Below are 16,912 nucleotides of genomic sequence, written 5' to 3' on the forward strand. Positions count from 1 at the left end.
CTCAGCTCACCTGGTCCTGCACGGCTGCGGCGAACAGCGTGCCGCGGGTGCCGTAGTTGAGGAACTGGTCCATGCTCGCTGCTGCCGGGGCGAGCAGCACGGTGTCGCCGTCTGCGGCCAGGTCGGCGGCAGCGGCGACGGCAGCGCGCATGATCGCCTCGCCCCGCCGGGTCTCATCGGCCGGGCCCGAGGTGCCGGTCGCCGCGCCTGTGCCGGTGGCCGGGTCGACGCGCACGAGCGGCACCGCAGGTGCGAACTCGGCAAGCACCTGCGTGTAGGGGCCGGGGTCGGTGCCGATGAGCACGACACCTCTCAGCCGGTGGGCGTGGGTGCTGATGAGCTCGGTGAGGTCGGCGCCCTTCGTCAGGCCGCCGGCGATCCACACGATCGATTCGGCAGCGGCCAGTGCGGCGTCGGCTGCATGCGGGTTGGTGGCCTTGGAGTCGTTGATCCAGCGCACTCCCCCGGTCTCGGCGACGACGGCCATCCGGTGATCAGCCGGCTGGTGGGTGCGCAGGCCCTCGCGCACGGCCGCCGGTGGGATGTCGATGCTGCGGGCCAGCGCTGCTGCGGCCAGTGCATTGGCGATCTGGTGGGGTGCGGCCGGGGCCCCGGGGTTGCCGGCGGCGATGGCGACGTCGTCGAGGGAGCCGAGTTCGGCGGCTGTGGACTGCCGGTTGTGCAGGTAGGCGCGGTCGACGAGCACCCCGTCGACGACGCCGAACTCGCCGGGTGCCGGCATGCCGGAGGTGAAGCCGATGGCCCGGGCGCCTGCGATGACCTCGGCGTCCTCGACGAGCCGGCGGGTGGCCGGGTCGTCGACGTTGTAGACGCAGGAGGCGGCGACATTGGTGTAGGCGCGGGCCTTGTCGGCGCAGTAGTCGGCGTAGCTGCCGTGCCAATCGACGTGGTCTGCTGCCAGGTTGAGCACGGCGGCGGCGTGTGCGCTCATCGAGTACTGCCAGTGCAGCTGGAAGCTCGACAGTTCGATGGCCAGCACCTCGGCGGCGGGGTCGAGGACGGCCTCGATGAGCGGCTGGCCGATGTTGCCGCAGGCTTTGGCGTGCAGGCCGGCGGCGGTGAGCATCGAGGCGAGCATCGAGGTCGTCGTGGTCTTGCCGTTGGTGCCGGTGACGACGAGCCAGGGTGCGGTGTTGTGGCCGCGCACCCGCCAGGCGAGTTCGACTTCGCCGATAACGGGGATGCCACGGGCGTGGGCGGCCGTGAAGATCGGGTGGTCCGGCCGCCAGCCCGGTGAGGTGACGACGAGGTCGGGGACCGCACCGGCTGCGCTGGTCGGCAGGTCGGTGACGTGTTCGGGTCCGCGCCGGATGTCGACGTCGAATACGGAGAGGATCGTCTCCCATTCGCTGAGGTCGCGTTCGGCATCGCCGTCGACGACGATGACGTCGGCGTGGCGTTCGGCCAGGTGGACGGCCATCGGGAAGCCGGAGACTCCCAGGCCGGTGACGACGATGGTGAGTCCGTGCAGGCTCTGGGTCGGTCCGTGCAGGGCTGCCGGGATGTTCTCGGCGTGCGGGTAGTCGACCGGCTCCCAGCCCTCGGGGTGCAGGGGCAGCTCGGCGGCCGGCGGGGGTGAGAAGCTCATCCCGGCCAGCGGGTTGTCCGGGCTGCCGTGGCTGTCAGCGGGCAAGGTTGGACACCCATTCGGCGTAGAAGAGTGCGATCGCGCCGACGACGAAGAGCACGGCGATGATCCAGAAGCGCACGACGATCGTCACCTCGCCCCAGCCCTTGAGCTCGAAGTGGTGCTGCAGCGGTGCCATGCGGAAGACGCGTTTGCCGGTGAGCTTGTAGGAGGCGACCTGGATGATGACGCTGAGGGTGATGATGACGAACAGGCCGCCCATGACGACGAGCAGCAGTTCGGTGCGCGACATGATCGCCAGGCCGCCGATCGCACCGCCGATCGCCAGCGAGCCGGTGTCGCCCATGAAGATCTTCGCCGGTGAGGTGTTCCACCACAGGAAGCCGATGCAGGCTGCGGCCAGGGCTGCCGCGACGATCGTGAGGTCGCGGGGGTCGCGGACCTCGTAGCAGCCGGCGCGGGCTTGGGACATGAGCGAGCAGTTCTGCGTCGACTGCCAGGTGTTGATCATGACGTAGCCGAGGAACACGACGGCTGAGGCGCCGGCTGCCAGGCCGTCGAGGCCGTCGGTGAGGTTCACGGCGTTGGACACGGCGGTGATGATGAGGTTGGCCCACACGATGAACAGCACTGTGCCGAAGATGACGCCGGCGAAGGCGAGGTCGACGCTGGTGTCGCGGATGAAGGAGATCGCCGAGGACGCCGGGGTCACACCGTAGCGGTTGGGGAAGTTGAGCGCGAGGATCGCGAAGGTGATGCCGACGAAGCCCTGGCCGATGATCTTGCCGCGCGGGCGCAGGCCCAGGGACCGCTGCTTGGAGACCTTGATGTAGTCGTCGAGGAAGCCGATCGCGCCGAGCCCGGCGGCCAGCCACAGCACGAGCAGTCCCGAGACCGTCGGCCAGGAGCCGGTGACGAGATGGGCGATGAGATAGGAGGCGATCGTCGCCGAGACGATGACGACGCCGCCCATCGTCGGGGTGCCGCGTTTGGTGGCGTGTGATTCGGGTCCGTCGTCGCGGATGAACTGGCCGTAGCCGCGGCGGACGAGCTGGCGGATGTAGACCGGGGTGCCGACGAGCGTGAACAGCAGGCTCAGGCACGCGGCGAGCACGACTGCGATCATTGGGCCCCCGAGATTCCGGCGATCTCGTCGCCGAGGTAGCGCAGTCCGGCATCGCGTGAGGACTTGAACAGCACGATGTCGCCGGGCTGCAGCTCGGCGTTGAGCAGGTCGCGGGCCTCGGCGACGGTGGCCACCCAGGCGGCCTCGTTGCCCCAGGAGCCTTCGAGGTGGGCTGCCTGATAGATCGGGCGGGCGCCTTCGCCGACGGCGATCGTGCGGTTGATGTTGAGCCGCACAGCCTGCCGGCCGACGGTGTCGTGGGCGGTGACGGAGTCCTCGCCGAGTTCGAGCATCTCTCCGAGCACGGCGACGGTCCGCCTGGGCGGAGTCTCGTCGTCGCCGCGGCCCATCGCGGCCAGCGTCTTGAGCGCTGCGGCCATTGAGTCGGGGTTGGCGTTGTAGGCGTCGTTGAGCACGGTCACGCCGCTGGGTGAGTCGATGAGCTCCATCCGCCACCGGCTGGCAGCACCGGAGGTGCCCAGGGTCGTGGCGATGGTCCGCGATTCGACACCGCACAGGTGGGCGACGGCGGCTGCGGCCAGCGCGTTGTCGACATGGTGCTCGCCGAGCAGGGCGAGTTCGACCGGCTGGGGCTCCTCGTCGGGCAGCTGCAGCTGAAACGACGTCCGGCCCGAGGCGTGGGATTCGATGTCGCCGGCGCGCACGACCGGTGCGCCCTCGGAGCCGGGGTTCGAGGAGAACCACAGGGTGTTGACGCCGGGAGCGAGCACATCGTGCATCGCGCGCACCCGCGCGTCATCGGCGTTGAGGACGGCCCAGCCGCCGCTGGTGAGCGATTCGACGAGCTCGGACTTGGCCCGTGCGGTGTTCTCCACGGAGCCGAACACGCCGGAGTGGGCGCTGCCGACGTTGAGCTCGACGGCGATGTCGGGGCGGATGAGGGAGGTGAGGTAGGCGAGGTTGCCGATCGTGCGTGCGCCCATCTCCAGGACGAGGAACCGGGTGGTCTCGTCTGCCCGCAGTGCGGTCAGCGGCACCCCGACTTCGTTGTTGTAGGAGTTCGGCGGCCACACGGTCTCCCCCACCGACAGCAGCAGGTCAGACGTCAGATCCTTGACGGTGGTCTTTCCTGCTGAGCCGGTGATGGCGATGACGGTGAGTTCGCCGGATTCGCGCAGCGCGGCGACGTTGAGGGAGGCGAGCTGGCCGAGGGCTGCGGTGGCGTCGGCGACGTGCAGTGTCGGCAGGTGCTCGCCGTCGACGGCGGGCACCGCCTCGGCGATGACGAGCACGGCCCCGGCTTCAACGGCTGCCGGGGCGAAGGTGATCCCGTCGGTCTGCTCACCGCGCCGGGCGACGTAGATGTCGCCGGGGCTGACGTCGCGGGAATCGGTGACGACCCCGCCGGTGAGCATCGTGTCTTCAGATACGCCGTACAGGCTGCCCTTGAGGGCAGCGGCGACTTCTCCTGCAGAAAAACTCTTCATATCAATCCTGAACTCTACCTGCTGGGACGCCCGATGGCCGTGAAGCGCAGGCCCGGCGGGTGTGTTCTCGGTCATCGAAGGGATGGACCACTCCGGCGATCTCCTGGCCGGTCTCATGGCCCTTGCCGGCCACCAGCACTGTGCCGGTCTCCCCCGCTGCTGCGACGCCGGCGATGATCGCCTCGGAGCGGGCGGGGATCTCCTCGATGCGGGTGGCGCGGGCCGTTCCCGAGGCGCGGGCCGCCTCGGCACCGGAGCGCACGGCCGCGCGGATCGCAGCAGGGTCCTCGGAGCGGGGATTGTCGTCGGTGACGATGACGATGTCGGCCCCGCGGGCGGCGGCAGCGCCCATATCGGCGCGTTTGGACGGGTCGCGGTCGCCGCCGGCGCCGCAGACGATGACGAGTGGGCGGCCGGCTGAGGACAGTCCGCCGAGCACCTGCGTGATGGCATCGGGGGTGTGGGAGTAGTCGACGACGGCCAGTGGGGCTGCGTCGTTGACCTGCTCCATGCGGCCGGGCACGGTGACGTCGAAGGAGCCTGAGACGGCGGCCAGGGCGCCGAGTTCGGTGCCTGATTCGAGCAGCAGGGCCAGGGTGAGGGCGGTGTTGGCGACGTTGAAGCTGCCCGGCAGCGGGGCGCGGGCGGCAAGCGCTCCGGCTGGTGTGTGCAGGGTGAAGTGCGGGCCGGACTCCTCGGCGATGAGGTAGGTGGGGTTCTCGGCGCTCGCACGGGAGATCGTGGCGACCGGCACCTCGGCGGTGGCTGCCAGCCGGCGGCTGTAGTCGTCGGCGAGCATGATGACACCGCGTGCGGAGAACGCCGGGGTGAACAGGGACGCCTTGGTCTGGAAGTACTCCTCCATGCTGGCGTGGAAGTCGAGATGATCCTGGCTGAGGTTGGTGAATCCGGCCACCGCGAAGCGGGCGCCGTCGACCCGGTGCTGGGCCAGGGCGTGGGAGGAGACCTCCATTGCACATGTGTCGACTTCGGCGGTGCGCATGCGCGCGAACAGGGCATGCAGTTCAGGGGCCTCAGGGGTGGTGCGCACGGCCGGCTGGGTCTGCCCGGCGATCGTCGTGGCGACGGTGCCGATGAGCCCGGTGGTCCGGCCCAAGGCGGTGAGCAGACCGTCGAGGATGTAGCTCGTCGTCGTCTTGCCGTTGGTGCCGGTGATGCCCAGCAGCTGCGGTGCGGCCGGATCGGTGCCGTAGAGCTGGGCGGCGATGCTGCCCAGCCGGGCCCGCGGGTCGGCGGTGATGAGCAGGCACAGCTCGTCGACCTCCGGGGCGGCGGGGTCGCCGTCCAGGGCCTCGACGATCAGCTGCCGGCCTGCCTGATCGGTGAGCACGGCGCGGACGCCTGCGGTGATGAGGGGGGCAGCGAACTGGGCGCCGTGGACGTTGGCGCCGGGCAGGGCCGCGTACAGCCAGCCGGGCTGCGTCTGCCGCGAGTCGTGGCTGACGCCGTGCACGGCGGTGTCAGCCGGGCCGGTGACGGCGACGTCGTCCGGCAGCTGCAGTTCGGTGATCCGCATTACTTCCATTCCCCTGGGTAGAGATCGGGTTCCTCGGTCGATGGTGGCACACCCATATGGCGCAGGGTGAATCCTGCGACGTCGGAGAACACCGGGGCCGCTGCGGTGCCGCCGTAGTAGCCCTTGCGGGGCCGCTGCAGGGTCACCGACACGGCGATCTTCGGGTCCTCGGCCGGTGCCGCACCGACAAAGGAAGCAGTGTAGCCGTCATAGCCGGGTCCGTTCTCATTCGGCGCCTGGGCGGTGCCGGTCTTGCCGGCCACCCGGTAGCCGGGAACCTGCGCTGACTGGCCGGTGCCCTCGGCGACCACGCCTTCGAGCATCCGCATGAGCTCGCCTGCGGCTTTGTCGCTGATGACCTGTTCGGGATCGGCAGGTGCAATATCGGTCACCCGGCCGGAGTCGTCGACGGTGCCGGTCACCAGCTGCGGGGCGACCTTTCTCCCGCCGTTGGCGATGGTGGCCATCGCCGCGGTGGTCTGCAGTGAGGTGGCTGCCACGCCCTGGCCGAACATCACGGTGTACTTGGTGCGGCCGTCCCATTCGTCCGGCGGGTACAGCAGGCCGCGGGTGGTGCCGGGGAAGTCGATGCCGCTGGGCTGGCCGAACCCGAACCTCGTCAGGTACTCGTAGCGCTCCTCAAGGGTGAGCTTGTCACCGGAGAGGATCGTGCCGGTGTTCGAGGACTCCTCCAGGATGCCGGCGACGGTGAGCTTCTGGTCGGGGTGGCTGCTGGAGTCGCGGAACTCCTCGCCGTTGGGGGCCTTCCACTTGTCCGGCACGACGAATTCGTCGGTCGGGGTGGCCTTGCCGGTGTCGAGCAGCGCAGCGGCGGTGACCATCTTGGCTGTCGAACCGGGTTCGAAGGAGCCGGAGAAGATCCGCGATCCGCGATCCTCGGCATCGGCCTTGCCGGGGTTGTTCGGGTCGACGCTCGGCGCCTCGGCGGCGGCGATGATCCGCCCGGTGCCGACTTCGAAGATCGTCACCGTGCCCCATTCGGCCTCGTGCTTCTTGACCTGGTCGGCGATCGCCTGCTGGGCGTAGTACTGCACATCGGAATCGAGACTCAGCTGGAGGCCCTGGCCGTTCTGCGCCGGGGTGATGTTCGAGTCGCCCAGCGGGATGATGTCGCCGGACAGGCCGCGCTCGTACTGCTGTTCGCCGTCGCGGCCGCGCAGGGTGCCGTCGTGCTGGAGTTCGAGGCCTGCCAGCGCCTGGCCATCGGAGCCGACGAAGCCGAGCAGGTTGCCGCCGACCGCACCGGCCGGATACGAGCGGATGGCGTACTCATCGGCGGTGATGCCCGGGATCTCACGCGCCTTGATCGCCTGCCACACCTCGGCGGTGATGCCGTCGGCGACGACCGACCACTGCCGGTCGCCGTGCAGCATCGGGTAGAGCAGGCCCGGGTCGGTGTCGAGGTCTTCGGCCAGCTGCTCGGCTGCACCCCAGGCGCCGATGATGACGCCGTCCTTGTTCTTGTACTTGCCGACGTTCTGCTGGTCGGCCACCAGCCGGTAGCGCATCGCGTTGTCGGCCAGCACGGTGCCGTCTGCGGCGAGGATGACCCCGCGGGAGGCCGGCAGGGTCAGGGTCACGAGCCGGGAGTCGAGCGCCCGCTCGGCGAGCCGGCGGGTGTCCATCCCCTGGATGTAGAACAGCTTGCCGGTGATCGCGATGATGAGGGCGACGGCGCAGATGGCGATGAGCTTCATCCGCTTCTGCGGATCGGCCACCCGGACGGGTGTGGGCTTACGGGTCTTCGGCGTGGCCGCCGGTGCGCGCTTGGGCCCGGCTGTCCGGCGCGCCGACTTCTGGGCTGTGGCTGCGGTGCTGCGCGCGGGTCGCTTCGCTGCCTGGCCGGCGGGTCGCCGCTGCTGGGAAGCGCCGGTGCGTGCGGCGGTCTTCCGCTGCTGCGGCTTGCCCATGACATCTGCCCCCTGGTGTCCGGCTGTCTGCTGTTCGGCCTGTGCGGTCTGCGGCCCCCGAGCACCGGTTCCGGTGTCAGCGCGGGACGGTGAGCTGCGGTGGGCTGAGCTCCTCTGCGCCGGAGTCGCCGACTGCCGGGAGCTTCTCATCTGATCGTAGGTTCGGGCGGACGGCTTCACGCGTATCGGCACGCGGGCCCGGCACCTTTTCTGCTGAGCCTTCGCTGAGAGCCGGCACCTCGCCGGGGTCGATGACGGACCCGTCGGACAGGCGCAGATACTTCACGTGCGTCGGCTGGTGCATGCCCATCTCCTCGGCAGCCTTGGTGATCGACTGCGGGCTCTCCCGGTAGGAGATGTCCTCGGTCAGCCGGTCGCGTTCGCTGTGCAGCTGACGCTGCTCGGCGGTGAGCTTCTCGACCTGGAATGAGCTGTGGGAGATGAAGATGTTGAGCAGCAGCACGGCGACGAGCCCCATGAGCAGTAGCCCGACGAACATGAGGCCGGCCGGTGTGCGGCGCTTGGCCAGGCCCGGGACGATGAGCTTGAGGCGGGATGCCTCGCTGCGGGTCAGCGGCGCGGTGCGTGAGCGGGCCGTACGGGACGGGGCGGCGGAGGTCGTGACGGCGCGGGCGACGGGGCTCATGAGGAACGGTCACCTTTCATCTGCGATGCTGCTGTCTTCGTGCGGTCCGTTGTCTTCGTGCGGTCCGTGCGGCGGGCCTTCTGCACGGCCCGCAGGCGCACGGAGGCGGCCCGCGGGTTGCTCTCGATCTCCTCGGCCGCAGCCTTCTCGGCCCCGCGGGTCAGTGCGGTCAGCCAGGGCTGCAGCTCGGGTGGGATGACCGGCAGGTCGGCCGGTGCCTGGCTCTCCAGACCGGCGCGGAAGGCCCGCTTGACGATCGTGTCCTCCAGCGACTGGTAGGACTCGACGACGACGACCCCGCCGACATGCACAGCGTCGAGCGCCTGGGTCAGCGCTGAGCGGAGGATGTCGAGTTCGGCGTTGACCTCGATGCGCAGCGCCTGGAACGTGCGCTTGGCCGGATGCGAGCGGTTGCGCTGCCCGGCTGGCTGCGGGATGACGCGCTGGAGCATCGCCACAAGCTGGTCGGAGGTCTCCCAGGGCGTCTCGTCCCGGTCGGCCACGATGACGCGGGCGATCTTGCGGGCGTAGCGCTCCTCGCCGTAGTCGCGCAGGATGCGGACCAGCTCGGCCTCCGGGTAGGTGTTGAGCACCTGCGCGGCAGTGAGCTCATCACCGGGATCCATCCGCATGTCCAGCGGAGCTGAGCGGGCGTAGCTGAAGCCGCGGGCGTCCTCATCGAGGTGCATCGATGAGACCCCGAGGTCGAACAGCACTCCGCTGACGGCGCTGTGCCCGGCGCGGGCGATGACCGCTGTCAGCTCATCGTCGGTGGCGTGGAAAGCTTCGAAGCGCTCTCCGTAGCCGGCCAGCCGCGCGCCTGCGATCTCGAGGGCGTGCGGGTCGCGGTCGATGCCGATGAGCGTGGCCTGCGGGAAGACTTCGAGGATGCCCTCGCTGTGCCCACCTGCCCCGAGCGTCGCGTCGACGATGACCGGGGTGATGCCCTCCGCCTCGGCGGCGGTGACCCCATGGCCGAGGAGCTGGACGCAGCGCTCAAGCAGGACGGGGGTGTGCGGTGCCTGTGCCATGTCTCCTCCTCTGCATCGTCGAGCGGTGATGGTGCTGGTCGCGGTGGTGCGCGGTGCCGCTGGGACCAGAACCTCGTCCGCCTGTGCCCTGCCACCGGGGAAGTGCGTCAGGACCGGAGGGCTTTGGAACCGGGGAAGTATCCCAAAACCACCAGGCGGGCGAGGATCTCAGCCCAGCGACTAGATCACACCGGGAATCACCTCGTCGGACCGATCGGCGAAGCCCTGCTCGGTCTCTGCCAGGTAGGTCTCCCATGTCGGTGCATCCCAGATCTCTGCACGGTTGCCCATGCCGATGACTGCGACGTCGCGATCCAGGCCGGCGTAGCGGCGCAGGATCTGCGGAACGGTGATGCGCCCCTGCTTATCCGGTTGTTCTGCGGAGGCTCCGGAGAGGAAGACGCGCAGGTAGTCCCGCGCCTCCTTGCTCGTCATCGGCGCCGATCGCATCTGCTCGTGGACGGTCTCGAACTCCCGCGTGGAGAACAGGGTGAGGCAGCGCTCCTGGCCGCGGGTGAGAACGAGACCGTTCTCAAGCTCGTTGCGAAACTTCGCAGGCAGGATGAGCCGACCTTTGTCATCAAGGCGCAGGAGATGCGTCCCCAAGAACATGTCGCTCACCCCTTTCGAAACCACCCGGTTCCGATAGCAACCACTGTACTCCACTTCCCCCCACCTTTTCTATACACCTGCCTATCTATGGCGGCTTTCTCGATGTTTCCGCTGGTCAGACTGGTGGTAGAAAGTGGGGTTTTTGGGTAGAGAATCCGCGCCCGAGGCCGTGGCTGGGCGGGCAGCAGTGCGCTTCGGGCCGTCGCCGAGGCGGTCGCGGGCCTGAAACGGCAGGTTCTGGGGGCGGTGCGGAGAGATGTGGGGTGACCGGTGGTGGGAAGTGGGGTGGCCGGTGGAGGGGGGTGGGGTGAGGGGTGGTGAGGGGTGGGGTGAGGGGTGGCAGAGCCGGGTGAGGTGGAGTCGAACCGCCTCGTCGGGGACAATGGAGCCTATGAGCATTCCGAGCGATCCGCAGCAGCCGCTTTCGCGCCGTCAGGCCCGCGAGTCCGGCTATCCCGTCCCACAGTCGCAGCAGCCCGCCCACGGTTCATCAGCGGTCGGGTCGCAGCCGAGCGGGGCCCAGGCGCCGTTCATCAGCAGCCAGCCGGCGGCTCCGGCCGGACGGCAGGGTGTCGATCCGCGCATCCAGCATGTTCAGCGCATCGCCGAGAACGCCCGCCGCGCGATGAACTCGGTGCTCGACGGCAAGGACCGGGTCGTGCAGATCGCACTCATCACGCTGCTGGCCGGCGGCCACCTGCTGCTCGAAGACGTTCCCGGTGTCGGCAAGACGCTGCTGGCCAAGTCGCTCGGCCGCGTCGTCGACGGTTCGGTCAAGCGCATCCAGTTCACCCCGGATCTGCTGCCCAGCGATGTCATCGGCGTCAACCTGTTCAACCAGGAGTCACGCCACTTCGAGTTCCGGCCCGGGCCGGTGTTCGCCAACATCGTCATCGCCGATGAGATCAACCGCGCCTCACCCAAGACCCAGTCGGCGATGCTGGAGTGCATGGCCGAATCGCAGGCCAGCATCGACGGCACCACCTATCCGCTGCCGGCGCCATTCATGGTCGTCGCCACCCAGAACCCCATCGACATGGAGGGCACCTACTCGCTGCCGGAGGCGCAGCGCGACCGCTTCACCGCCCGAGTCTCGATCGGCTACCCGGATCAGGCCTCGGAGATCGAGCTGCTCGACCACCACGTCGACCACGACCCACTGGCCAAGCTGCCGGCGGTGACCTCGCTCGAGGAGATCATGCAGGCCCGCGAGATCGTCCGCCACATCGGCGCCACCCACGAGCTGCGCGCCTACATCGTCGCTCTGCTCGAGGCCACCCGCAGCGACCCGGCCGTCGCACTCGGCTCCTCCCCGCGCGGCGGGGTGCAGCTGTTGCGCGCAGCGAAGGCGCACGCAGTGCTGCACGGCCGCGGCTACGCCACCCCCGCCGATGTGCAGGCGCTGGCCGTCGACGTGCTCGCCCACCGGATCATCACCCATGACGGTGAGGACCACGAACACGCAGCGGAGATCATCCGGGCGACGCTGAGCCGCACGCCCGTGCGCTCATGAGGCTCACCACCTCGGGGTTCGTCTTCCTCATCGCCGGCATCGCGCTCATCATCGCGGCATACCGGTTCTCACTGCCGGGCATGCTGCCGGCTGGGATCCTGCTCATCGGCCTCGTCGCCCTCAGCCTGCTGCTGGCGGTCATCACGAGCCGCCGGATGGAGGTCGCGCTCACCGCGGCCGTGCGCAGCGTCGACGGCACCCCCGTCGCCGAGGTGGGCCGCCCGCTGCTGTTGCGCGCGGCCCTGCGCAACCGCACCCCGCTGCCGATCGGCCCCTTCGGCGTCGACCTGACCTTCCGGCCGGGCCTCGGTGAGGACCAGGGCGTCCGGGTACCGGGCATCAGCGCCTCGTCCTCGGTGACCGTCGAGGCCGAATGCACGCCCACCCAGCGCGGGGTCAGCGGTGTCGACGGAGTGGCTGTGTCCTTCGAAGGTCCCTTCGGTCTCTCAGCGGTCTCGCACACGCTGTTGCGCGGCTTCGATATCGCCGTCGCCCCGCGCCTGGAGCAGATGCCGCGCCCGCCCAAGGCCGGGCTCGCCCAGCCGATGGCCGACACCTCGCGTGCGCTGCGCGGGGGCACGAGCCGCGACTTCGACACCCGCGAGTACGTCCCCGGCGACGACCTGCGCCATATCCACTGGTCCTCCACTGCCCGCCACGATGAGCTCATGGTCCGCCACGAGGCTGAGGAGGAGCATCCCTTCGCTGTCATCCTCCTCGACACCGCAGGTGCCGGTGACCATCCCGATCCGGCCGCCGAGGTGCTCATCTCGGCTGTCCAGTCGCTGGCCTCGGTGTACTTCTCGGCCGGCTACGAGGTGCTGTGCTGCATCGACGGCACGCTGCATCCGGTGCGTGAGACCCGCGGGGCCGAGCGGCTGCGCCTGGCTCTGGCCAGCTATGAAACCGGCGGCACCGCGCTGCCGGGCACCCTTCGCGGAGTCTCGGGAGCTGCCGATGTCGCGGTATGCGCGATGACCCCGCAGCGGGCGAGCGCACTGGAATCGGCCTTACCGCGCGGCACCCGCAGCCGCCGGCTCATCGCCGCAGACCTCGACCTCGACGCCGGCGGCGTCGACGGTGTGTTCGCCACCGGGCATGCGATCCCGCAGGAATGGAAGCGATTGGGAAGGAGGCGCAGGTGAACTCGCGTCTGTGGATCGGCACACTGGCCGTCATCGCCTCGATGTCCCTGCTGGCAGTGGCGATGTCGAGTGTGTTCATCGACTTCAACTGGCTGCCGCCGGTGCTCATCATCGTGCTCGTCGTCGCACTCTCCGGTGCGCTGCTGCGCATGAGCTCCCGGATCCAGGCTTCCGGCCTGACGGTGCTGCTGCAGCTGGTCATCGGCCTCATCACCGTCCTCATCCTGTGTGTGCCGCACACCCTGGCGTTCGGGATCCTGCCGACGCCGGCATCGATGTTCGAGCTGTTCGCCCAGCTCGGCACCGGCATCGATGACATGTACAAGGTCATCGCGCCTGCCGATTCGACTCCCGGGTTCACCACGATCCTCATCGTCGGCTTCGGCCTCATCACCATGCTCATCGACGGGCTCGTCTCCGACCTGCACGTGCCCAAAGTCGCCGGCGTGCTGCTGCTGCTCGTCTACTGCATCCCGGTGTTCCTGGCCCCCAACGAGCTGCGCTGGTGGCACTTCGCCGCCGTCGGAGCCGCCTTCATCGTGCTCATGCTCACCCCGTACTTCGAGCAGGCGGAGTCGTTCGGCCCGCTGCCCCCGCTGCTGGCCGGCGGTCTGGCGCTGCTGCTCGGCGTCGGCATCCCAGTGCTGCTGCCGGATGTCTCGGTGCGTCCGCCCCGGCAGTCGCAGCTTGCCGACATCACCGTCGTCAACCCGTTCCTCGACCTGCGCAGCAACCTCGCTGATCAGAGTGACAAACCGGTCTTCGCCTATTCCAGCAGCGACCCGCTGCAACCGCCGATCCGGCTGACCTCGGTCTCGGAGTTCGACGGGCAGACGTGGAAGCCCGCAGAGTTCGACATCGATCCCTTCGCCATCGCCGTTGACGGGCTGCCGAACCCGCAGGGCGTCAGCACCGACACGACGACGACGGAGCAGACGATGAATGTCAACGTCGGCGGCTTCGATCAGTCCTATCTGCCCGCCCCCTACGCACCGGCGCAGGTCGACGGGGTGTCACGGCGCTGGATCTTCGACAAGGACACGCTCACGATCGTCGGCAACGGAGAGATCGCCGCCGATCAGGAGTACAGCGTCACCTACACCTCGGTCGAGCCGACTGCGGAGGAGCTCGAGTCCTCCGAGCCGGTGACGGCCGGCCAGTTCGCCGACACCCTCGCACTGCCCGATGACATGCCCAGCGTCGTCAGCGATACCGCTGACGAGGTCACCGCCGGCGCCCGCAACCAGTGGGAGCAGGCCGTGATGCTGCAGGAGTACTTCCGCTCTGATCAGTTCGAGTACTCCCTCGACGCACCGGAAGAGGCCTCCAGCGATGCGATCGCCGACTTCCTGTCTGAGAAGTCCGGCTACTGTGTGCAGTTCTCCGGAGCGATGACGGCGATGGCGCGCTCGCTCGGCATCCCTGCGCGCATCGCCGTCGGGTTCGCTCCCGGTGAGGAGACCGGGGAGAACGCCTACGAAGTGGCGATGTCGGATGCGCATGCGTGGCCGGAGCTGTACTTCGACGGCATCGGCTGGGTGCGCTTCGAGCCCACCCCCGGCGGCCCGGCCGGCACTCCCCCGCCGTGGTCGCAGACCGACGGCAGCGCAGGTGCTGAAGATGAGCCGACGGAAGAGCCGACCGAGGAGGCCACAGAAGAGGCCACCGAGGAGCCGACAGCTGCAGAGACCACCCCGGCAGCCGAAGACGAGACCGCCGGAGCTGACGCTGAGGCCGACGGCATGCCTCTGTGGTGGATCCCAGTGGCGGTTCTGGCGCTGCTCCTGCTGGCCGCGCTGCCGGCGCTGGTGCGCATCCTGCAGCGCCGCAAGCGTCTGGGTGAGCCGCTTGATCCCGAGGCGGTGTGGGAGGAGATCCATGCGCTCGGCGTCGACTACAAGCTGGCACCGGCCGCCTCGCTGCCGGTGCGCGACCACCTCGATGAGCTGCGAGCTGCAGTGGCCGAGCAGTCGTCAGATGCCAATGCCGACTACCTGCCGGCTGTGTTCGAGGATCTCGGGGAGGCTGTGGACCAGGCACGCTATCTCGACCGGTCGCGCAGCGACCTGAAGCATGCGGCACCGCACATCGACAAGGCCGGGATCGACGAGGCCGTCGAGTCGGTCCGCGCGCACTACGACCGTGTGACGCCGCGCAGCACGTCGCTGCTCGCCCGCCTGTGGCCGGCCAGCGTGTTCCACCGCCGCTAGTCAGCCGACGCAGGCATCACCTGCGTTGTGCGCACAGCATCCGGCCGGGTCCCGCAGAGCGCGGGGCCCGGCTGGATGCTCATTCCGGCATCGGCCCGCGCTCTGATTTCACGGAACCCGGTCACGCTCTGCTGGGATCCGCGGCAGGCACGTCTGCTGGCGTCCTCGGAAGGGCTTCTGCTGGGAGCTGTTCGAACGGGCGTGGTGGCACCGGTGAGGAAAAGAAAAGATCCCGCCGGCAATGCCGAGCGGGATCTGTCGTCAGGCGATAAGGGGCCGGCGGATCATTCTCCGCGGCGGCGCTTCTCCCAGCGATCTTCGAGTCGGTCCATGAAGTTGCTGGATCCTGCAGTGCTGCCGGCCGAGGCCTTGGCGGTGGTGGCGTTGTGCACACTGTCCGTCGGTGCACTGCCGGAGCCGCCGTTGACGGCCCAGTAACCTCCGGCGACCATCACGGCGAATCCGATCACACCGCCGACGGCGCCGAAGGGCATGCCGAAGAAATAGATGGAGGCAATCGTGATGGCGATGCCCGCCAGCAGGCCGAGCACGCCGATGACGAACCGCTTGGCTGAAACCGATCCCCCGCCGGACGGACGCGGCTGCGAGATGTTCTGGGCAAAGCGGGGGTCCTCACTGCGCAGCTGCTGCTCAAGCTGGTCCAGTAGCTGCTGTTCATGTTCTGAGAGTGGCATGGTAGCCCCCTTCACCTGCGCGCTCGAAAAGTCGTACCTCAATGATAGTCCTTTCGGCCCCGTTTCGGCATCTCGGAATCGAGCTGGCGACCATACTCTGACCAGGTTCACAGCCCAGACGCCACCGGATGGGAGATCACTGCCCGTCGGTCGTCTCCCGACGCCTCGGTTCCAGCAAGGACGCCTGCCCGATAACGGTGCTGCCGAACTTTCTGCGCACCTCGTCGAGGGCGAGTTCGGCATCGCGCGGAGAGCGGTCGGGCTCATCGAGAGTAGCCTGTCGTCCGGCAGCATCGCGATCGATGACATCGGCGGCGCGCAGACCCAGCAGGCGGACCGGTTCGCGGTGCTCGGAATAGAGGCGCCGGAGCAGCGGCAGCAGCGCGGCATGGATCTCAGCTGCCACATCGGTCGGCGCCGGGAGCGTGATCTGCCGGCTGAAGGTGCGGAAGTCGTGCAGCCGGAACTTCAGCCCGACAGTCCCTGCCACGATCTCCTCGCGGCGCAGCCGCCCAGCCACGCCGTTGGCCAGTCTCAGCAGTTCGCGCTCGAGGCTGGGCAGGTCGGCGATGTCGGCAGGGAATGTGCGTTCGGCGCTGACGGTGTGCTCTTTGGCGGAGTCGCGGATGGTGCGCGAGTCGATGCCGCGGGCGAATCCGTGCACAGTGGCGCCGAAGGACCCGAGCGTCTGCGCCGCCCAGCCGGCATCGGCGTCGGCCAGCTGACCGATCGTGGTGATGCCGTACCTGCGCAGGGTCTCCTGCAGCTTCGCTCCCACCCCGGGCAGCGCCTCGATCGGCATCGGGGCGAGGAACTGCTGTGTCTGCGCGACGGGGACGACGAGCAGCCCGTCGGGCTTGGCCCGGGCGGAGGCGAGTTTGGCCACCACCATCGTCGCAGCCACCCCGATCGAGGCGGTCAGCCCGGTGCGCGCGGTGATCTCAGCGCGCAGCCCGGCTGCGATATCGGCGGGCCGGCCGAGCCGGCGCAGCGCGGAGGTGACGTCGACATACCCTTCGTCGACGCTGACCTTGGTGAACTCGTCGGTCACCTCGGCGATGATGTCGAAGACCTGCCGCGAGTAGTGCGAGTAGGCACCGCGCGAGGGCGGGATGACGGTGGCCTGCGGGCACAGCTGCACTGCACGCGACATCGGCATCGCGGCGTGGATGCCGTACTCGCGGGCCTCATAGCTGGCTGAAACACAGACCCCGCGGCCGGCGCGGCCGCCGACGATGACCGGTGTGCCGCGCAGCTCGGGCCGGGTGAGCAGTTCGACGGAGACGAAGAAGGCGTCCATGTCCAGGTGGAGCATGGTGCATCCGGTGTCGTCGGTGCCGAGCGCCGCGAGATCTCCGCCTGAGCGGGCGAGCTGCTTTCGACTCATGTCTCTCCTGGGCGCTAGTCTG

At 69.0% G+C, this 16,912-nt stretch carries 13 protein-coding genes; 3 read left to right on the forward strand and 10 right to left on the reverse strand.

Annotated features, from left to right (window positions below; all coding sequences use genetic code 11):
* Position 1 precedes the first annotated feature (1 nt).
* The 8 genes from murD to mraZ all read right to left on the reverse strand — a co-directional run bounded on the left by murD (position 2) and on the right by mraZ (position 9,940).
* Positions 2-1,654, reverse strand: a complete 1,653-nt coding sequence (gene murD / locus H9634_RS05285; protein ID WP_318245006.1) for a UDP-N-acetylmuramoyl-L-alanine--D-glutamate ligase — start codon at positions 1,652-1,654, stop codon at positions 2-4.
* Positions 1,644-2,735 (reverse strand): phospho-N-acetylmuramoyl-pentapeptide-transferase, encoded by a 1,092-nt coding sequence (gene mraY, locus H9634_RS05290; RefSeq protein WP_170274300.1) that lies wholly within the window; start codon positions 2,733-2,735, stop codon positions 1,644-1,646. The genes murD and mraY overlap by 11 nt, the downstream gene beginning before the upstream one ends.
* Positions 2,732-4,183 (reverse strand): UDP-N-acetylmuramoyl-tripeptide--D-alanyl-D-alanine ligase, encoded by a 1,452-nt coding sequence (locus H9634_RS05295; protein WP_191725690.1) that lies wholly within the window; start codon positions 4,181-4,183, stop codon positions 2,732-2,734. Before H9634_RS05295 ends, mraY begins: the two co-directional genes overlap by 4 nt.
* A gap of 1 nt (position 4,184) precedes the next feature.
* A complete protein-coding gene (locus H9634_RS05300; RefSeq protein ID WP_191725691.1) occupies positions 4,185-5,720 on the reverse strand; it encodes a UDP-N-acetylmuramoyl-L-alanyl-D-glutamate--2,6-diaminopimelate ligase in 1,536 nt (511 codons plus the stop codon).
* Complete coding sequence (locus tag H9634_RS05305; RefSeq protein WP_225210597.1) at positions 5,720-7,651, reverse strand: peptidoglycan D,D-transpeptidase FtsI family protein; 1,932 nt, start codon at positions 7,649-7,651, stop codon at positions 5,720-5,722. The genes H9634_RS05300 and H9634_RS05305 overlap by 1 nt, the downstream gene beginning before the upstream one ends.
* A gap of 76 nt (positions 7,652-7,727) precedes the next feature.
* A complete protein-coding gene (locus H9634_RS05310) occupies positions 7,728-8,297 on the reverse strand; it encodes a cell division protein FtsL (protein WP_225210598.1) in 570 nt (189 codons plus the stop codon).
* Positions 8,294-9,328 (reverse strand): 16S rRNA (cytosine(1402)-N(4))-methyltransferase RsmH, encoded by a 1,035-nt coding sequence (gene rsmH, locus H9634_RS05315; protein WP_191725692.1) that lies wholly within the window; start codon positions 9,326-9,328, stop codon positions 8,294-8,296. Before rsmH ends, H9634_RS05310 begins: the two co-directional genes overlap by 4 nt.
* Before the next feature lie 180 nt (positions 9,329-9,508).
* The gene (gene mraZ, locus H9634_RS05320) at positions 9,509-9,940 is read right to left on the reverse strand and encodes a division/cell wall cluster transcriptional repressor MraZ (RefSeq protein ID WP_102160769.1); all 432 of its coding nucleotides are present in this window, start codon (positions 9,938-9,940) and stop codon (positions 9,509-9,511) included.
* Between the two features lie 391 nt (positions 9,941-10,331).
* On the opposite strand from mraZ, the gene H9634_RS05325 reads away from it, so the two are divergent.
* From H9634_RS05325 to H9634_RS05335, 3 genes are read left to right on the forward strand one after another with little or no spacing between them, the layout of a single operon-like run.
* On the forward strand, positions 10,332-11,453 hold the full coding sequence (locus H9634_RS05325) for an AAA family ATPase (protein WP_225210599.1): 1,122 nt from the start codon (positions 10,332-10,334) through the stop codon (positions 11,451-11,453).
* The gene (locus tag H9634_RS05330; protein ID WP_191725693.1) at positions 11,450-12,598 is read left to right on the forward strand and encodes a DUF58 domain-containing protein; all 1,149 of its coding nucleotides are present in this window, start codon (positions 11,450-11,452) and stop codon (positions 12,596-12,598) included. Before H9634_RS05325 ends, H9634_RS05330 begins: the two co-directional genes overlap by 4 nt.
* Positions 12,595-14,808 (forward strand): transglutaminase family protein, encoded by a 2,214-nt coding sequence (locus H9634_RS05335; RefSeq protein WP_191725694.1) that lies wholly within the window; start codon positions 12,595-12,597, stop codon positions 14,806-14,808. The genes H9634_RS05330 and H9634_RS05335 overlap by 4 nt, the downstream gene beginning before the upstream one ends.
* A gap of 284 nt (positions 14,809-15,092) precedes the next feature.
* Here the strand turns inward: H9634_RS05335 and H9634_RS05340 are convergent, their stop codons facing one another.
* A complete protein-coding gene (locus tag H9634_RS05340) occupies positions 15,093-15,545 on the reverse strand; it encodes a DUF3040 domain-containing protein (RefSeq protein WP_225210600.1) in 453 nt (150 codons plus the stop codon).
* A gap of 94 nt (positions 15,546-15,639) precedes the next feature.
* Entirely contained in the window at positions 15,640-16,890 is a 1,251-nt protein-coding gene (gene dinB, locus H9634_RS05345) for a DNA polymerase IV (protein ID WP_191725695.1), read from the reverse strand.
* Positions 16,891-16,912: the final 22 nt, after the last annotated feature.

It is taken from the genome of Brevibacterium gallinarum (genome assembly GCF_014836885.1).
Lineage (GTDB): Bacteria > Actinomycetota > Actinomycetes > Actinomycetales > Brevibacteriaceae > Brevibacterium > Brevibacterium gallinarum.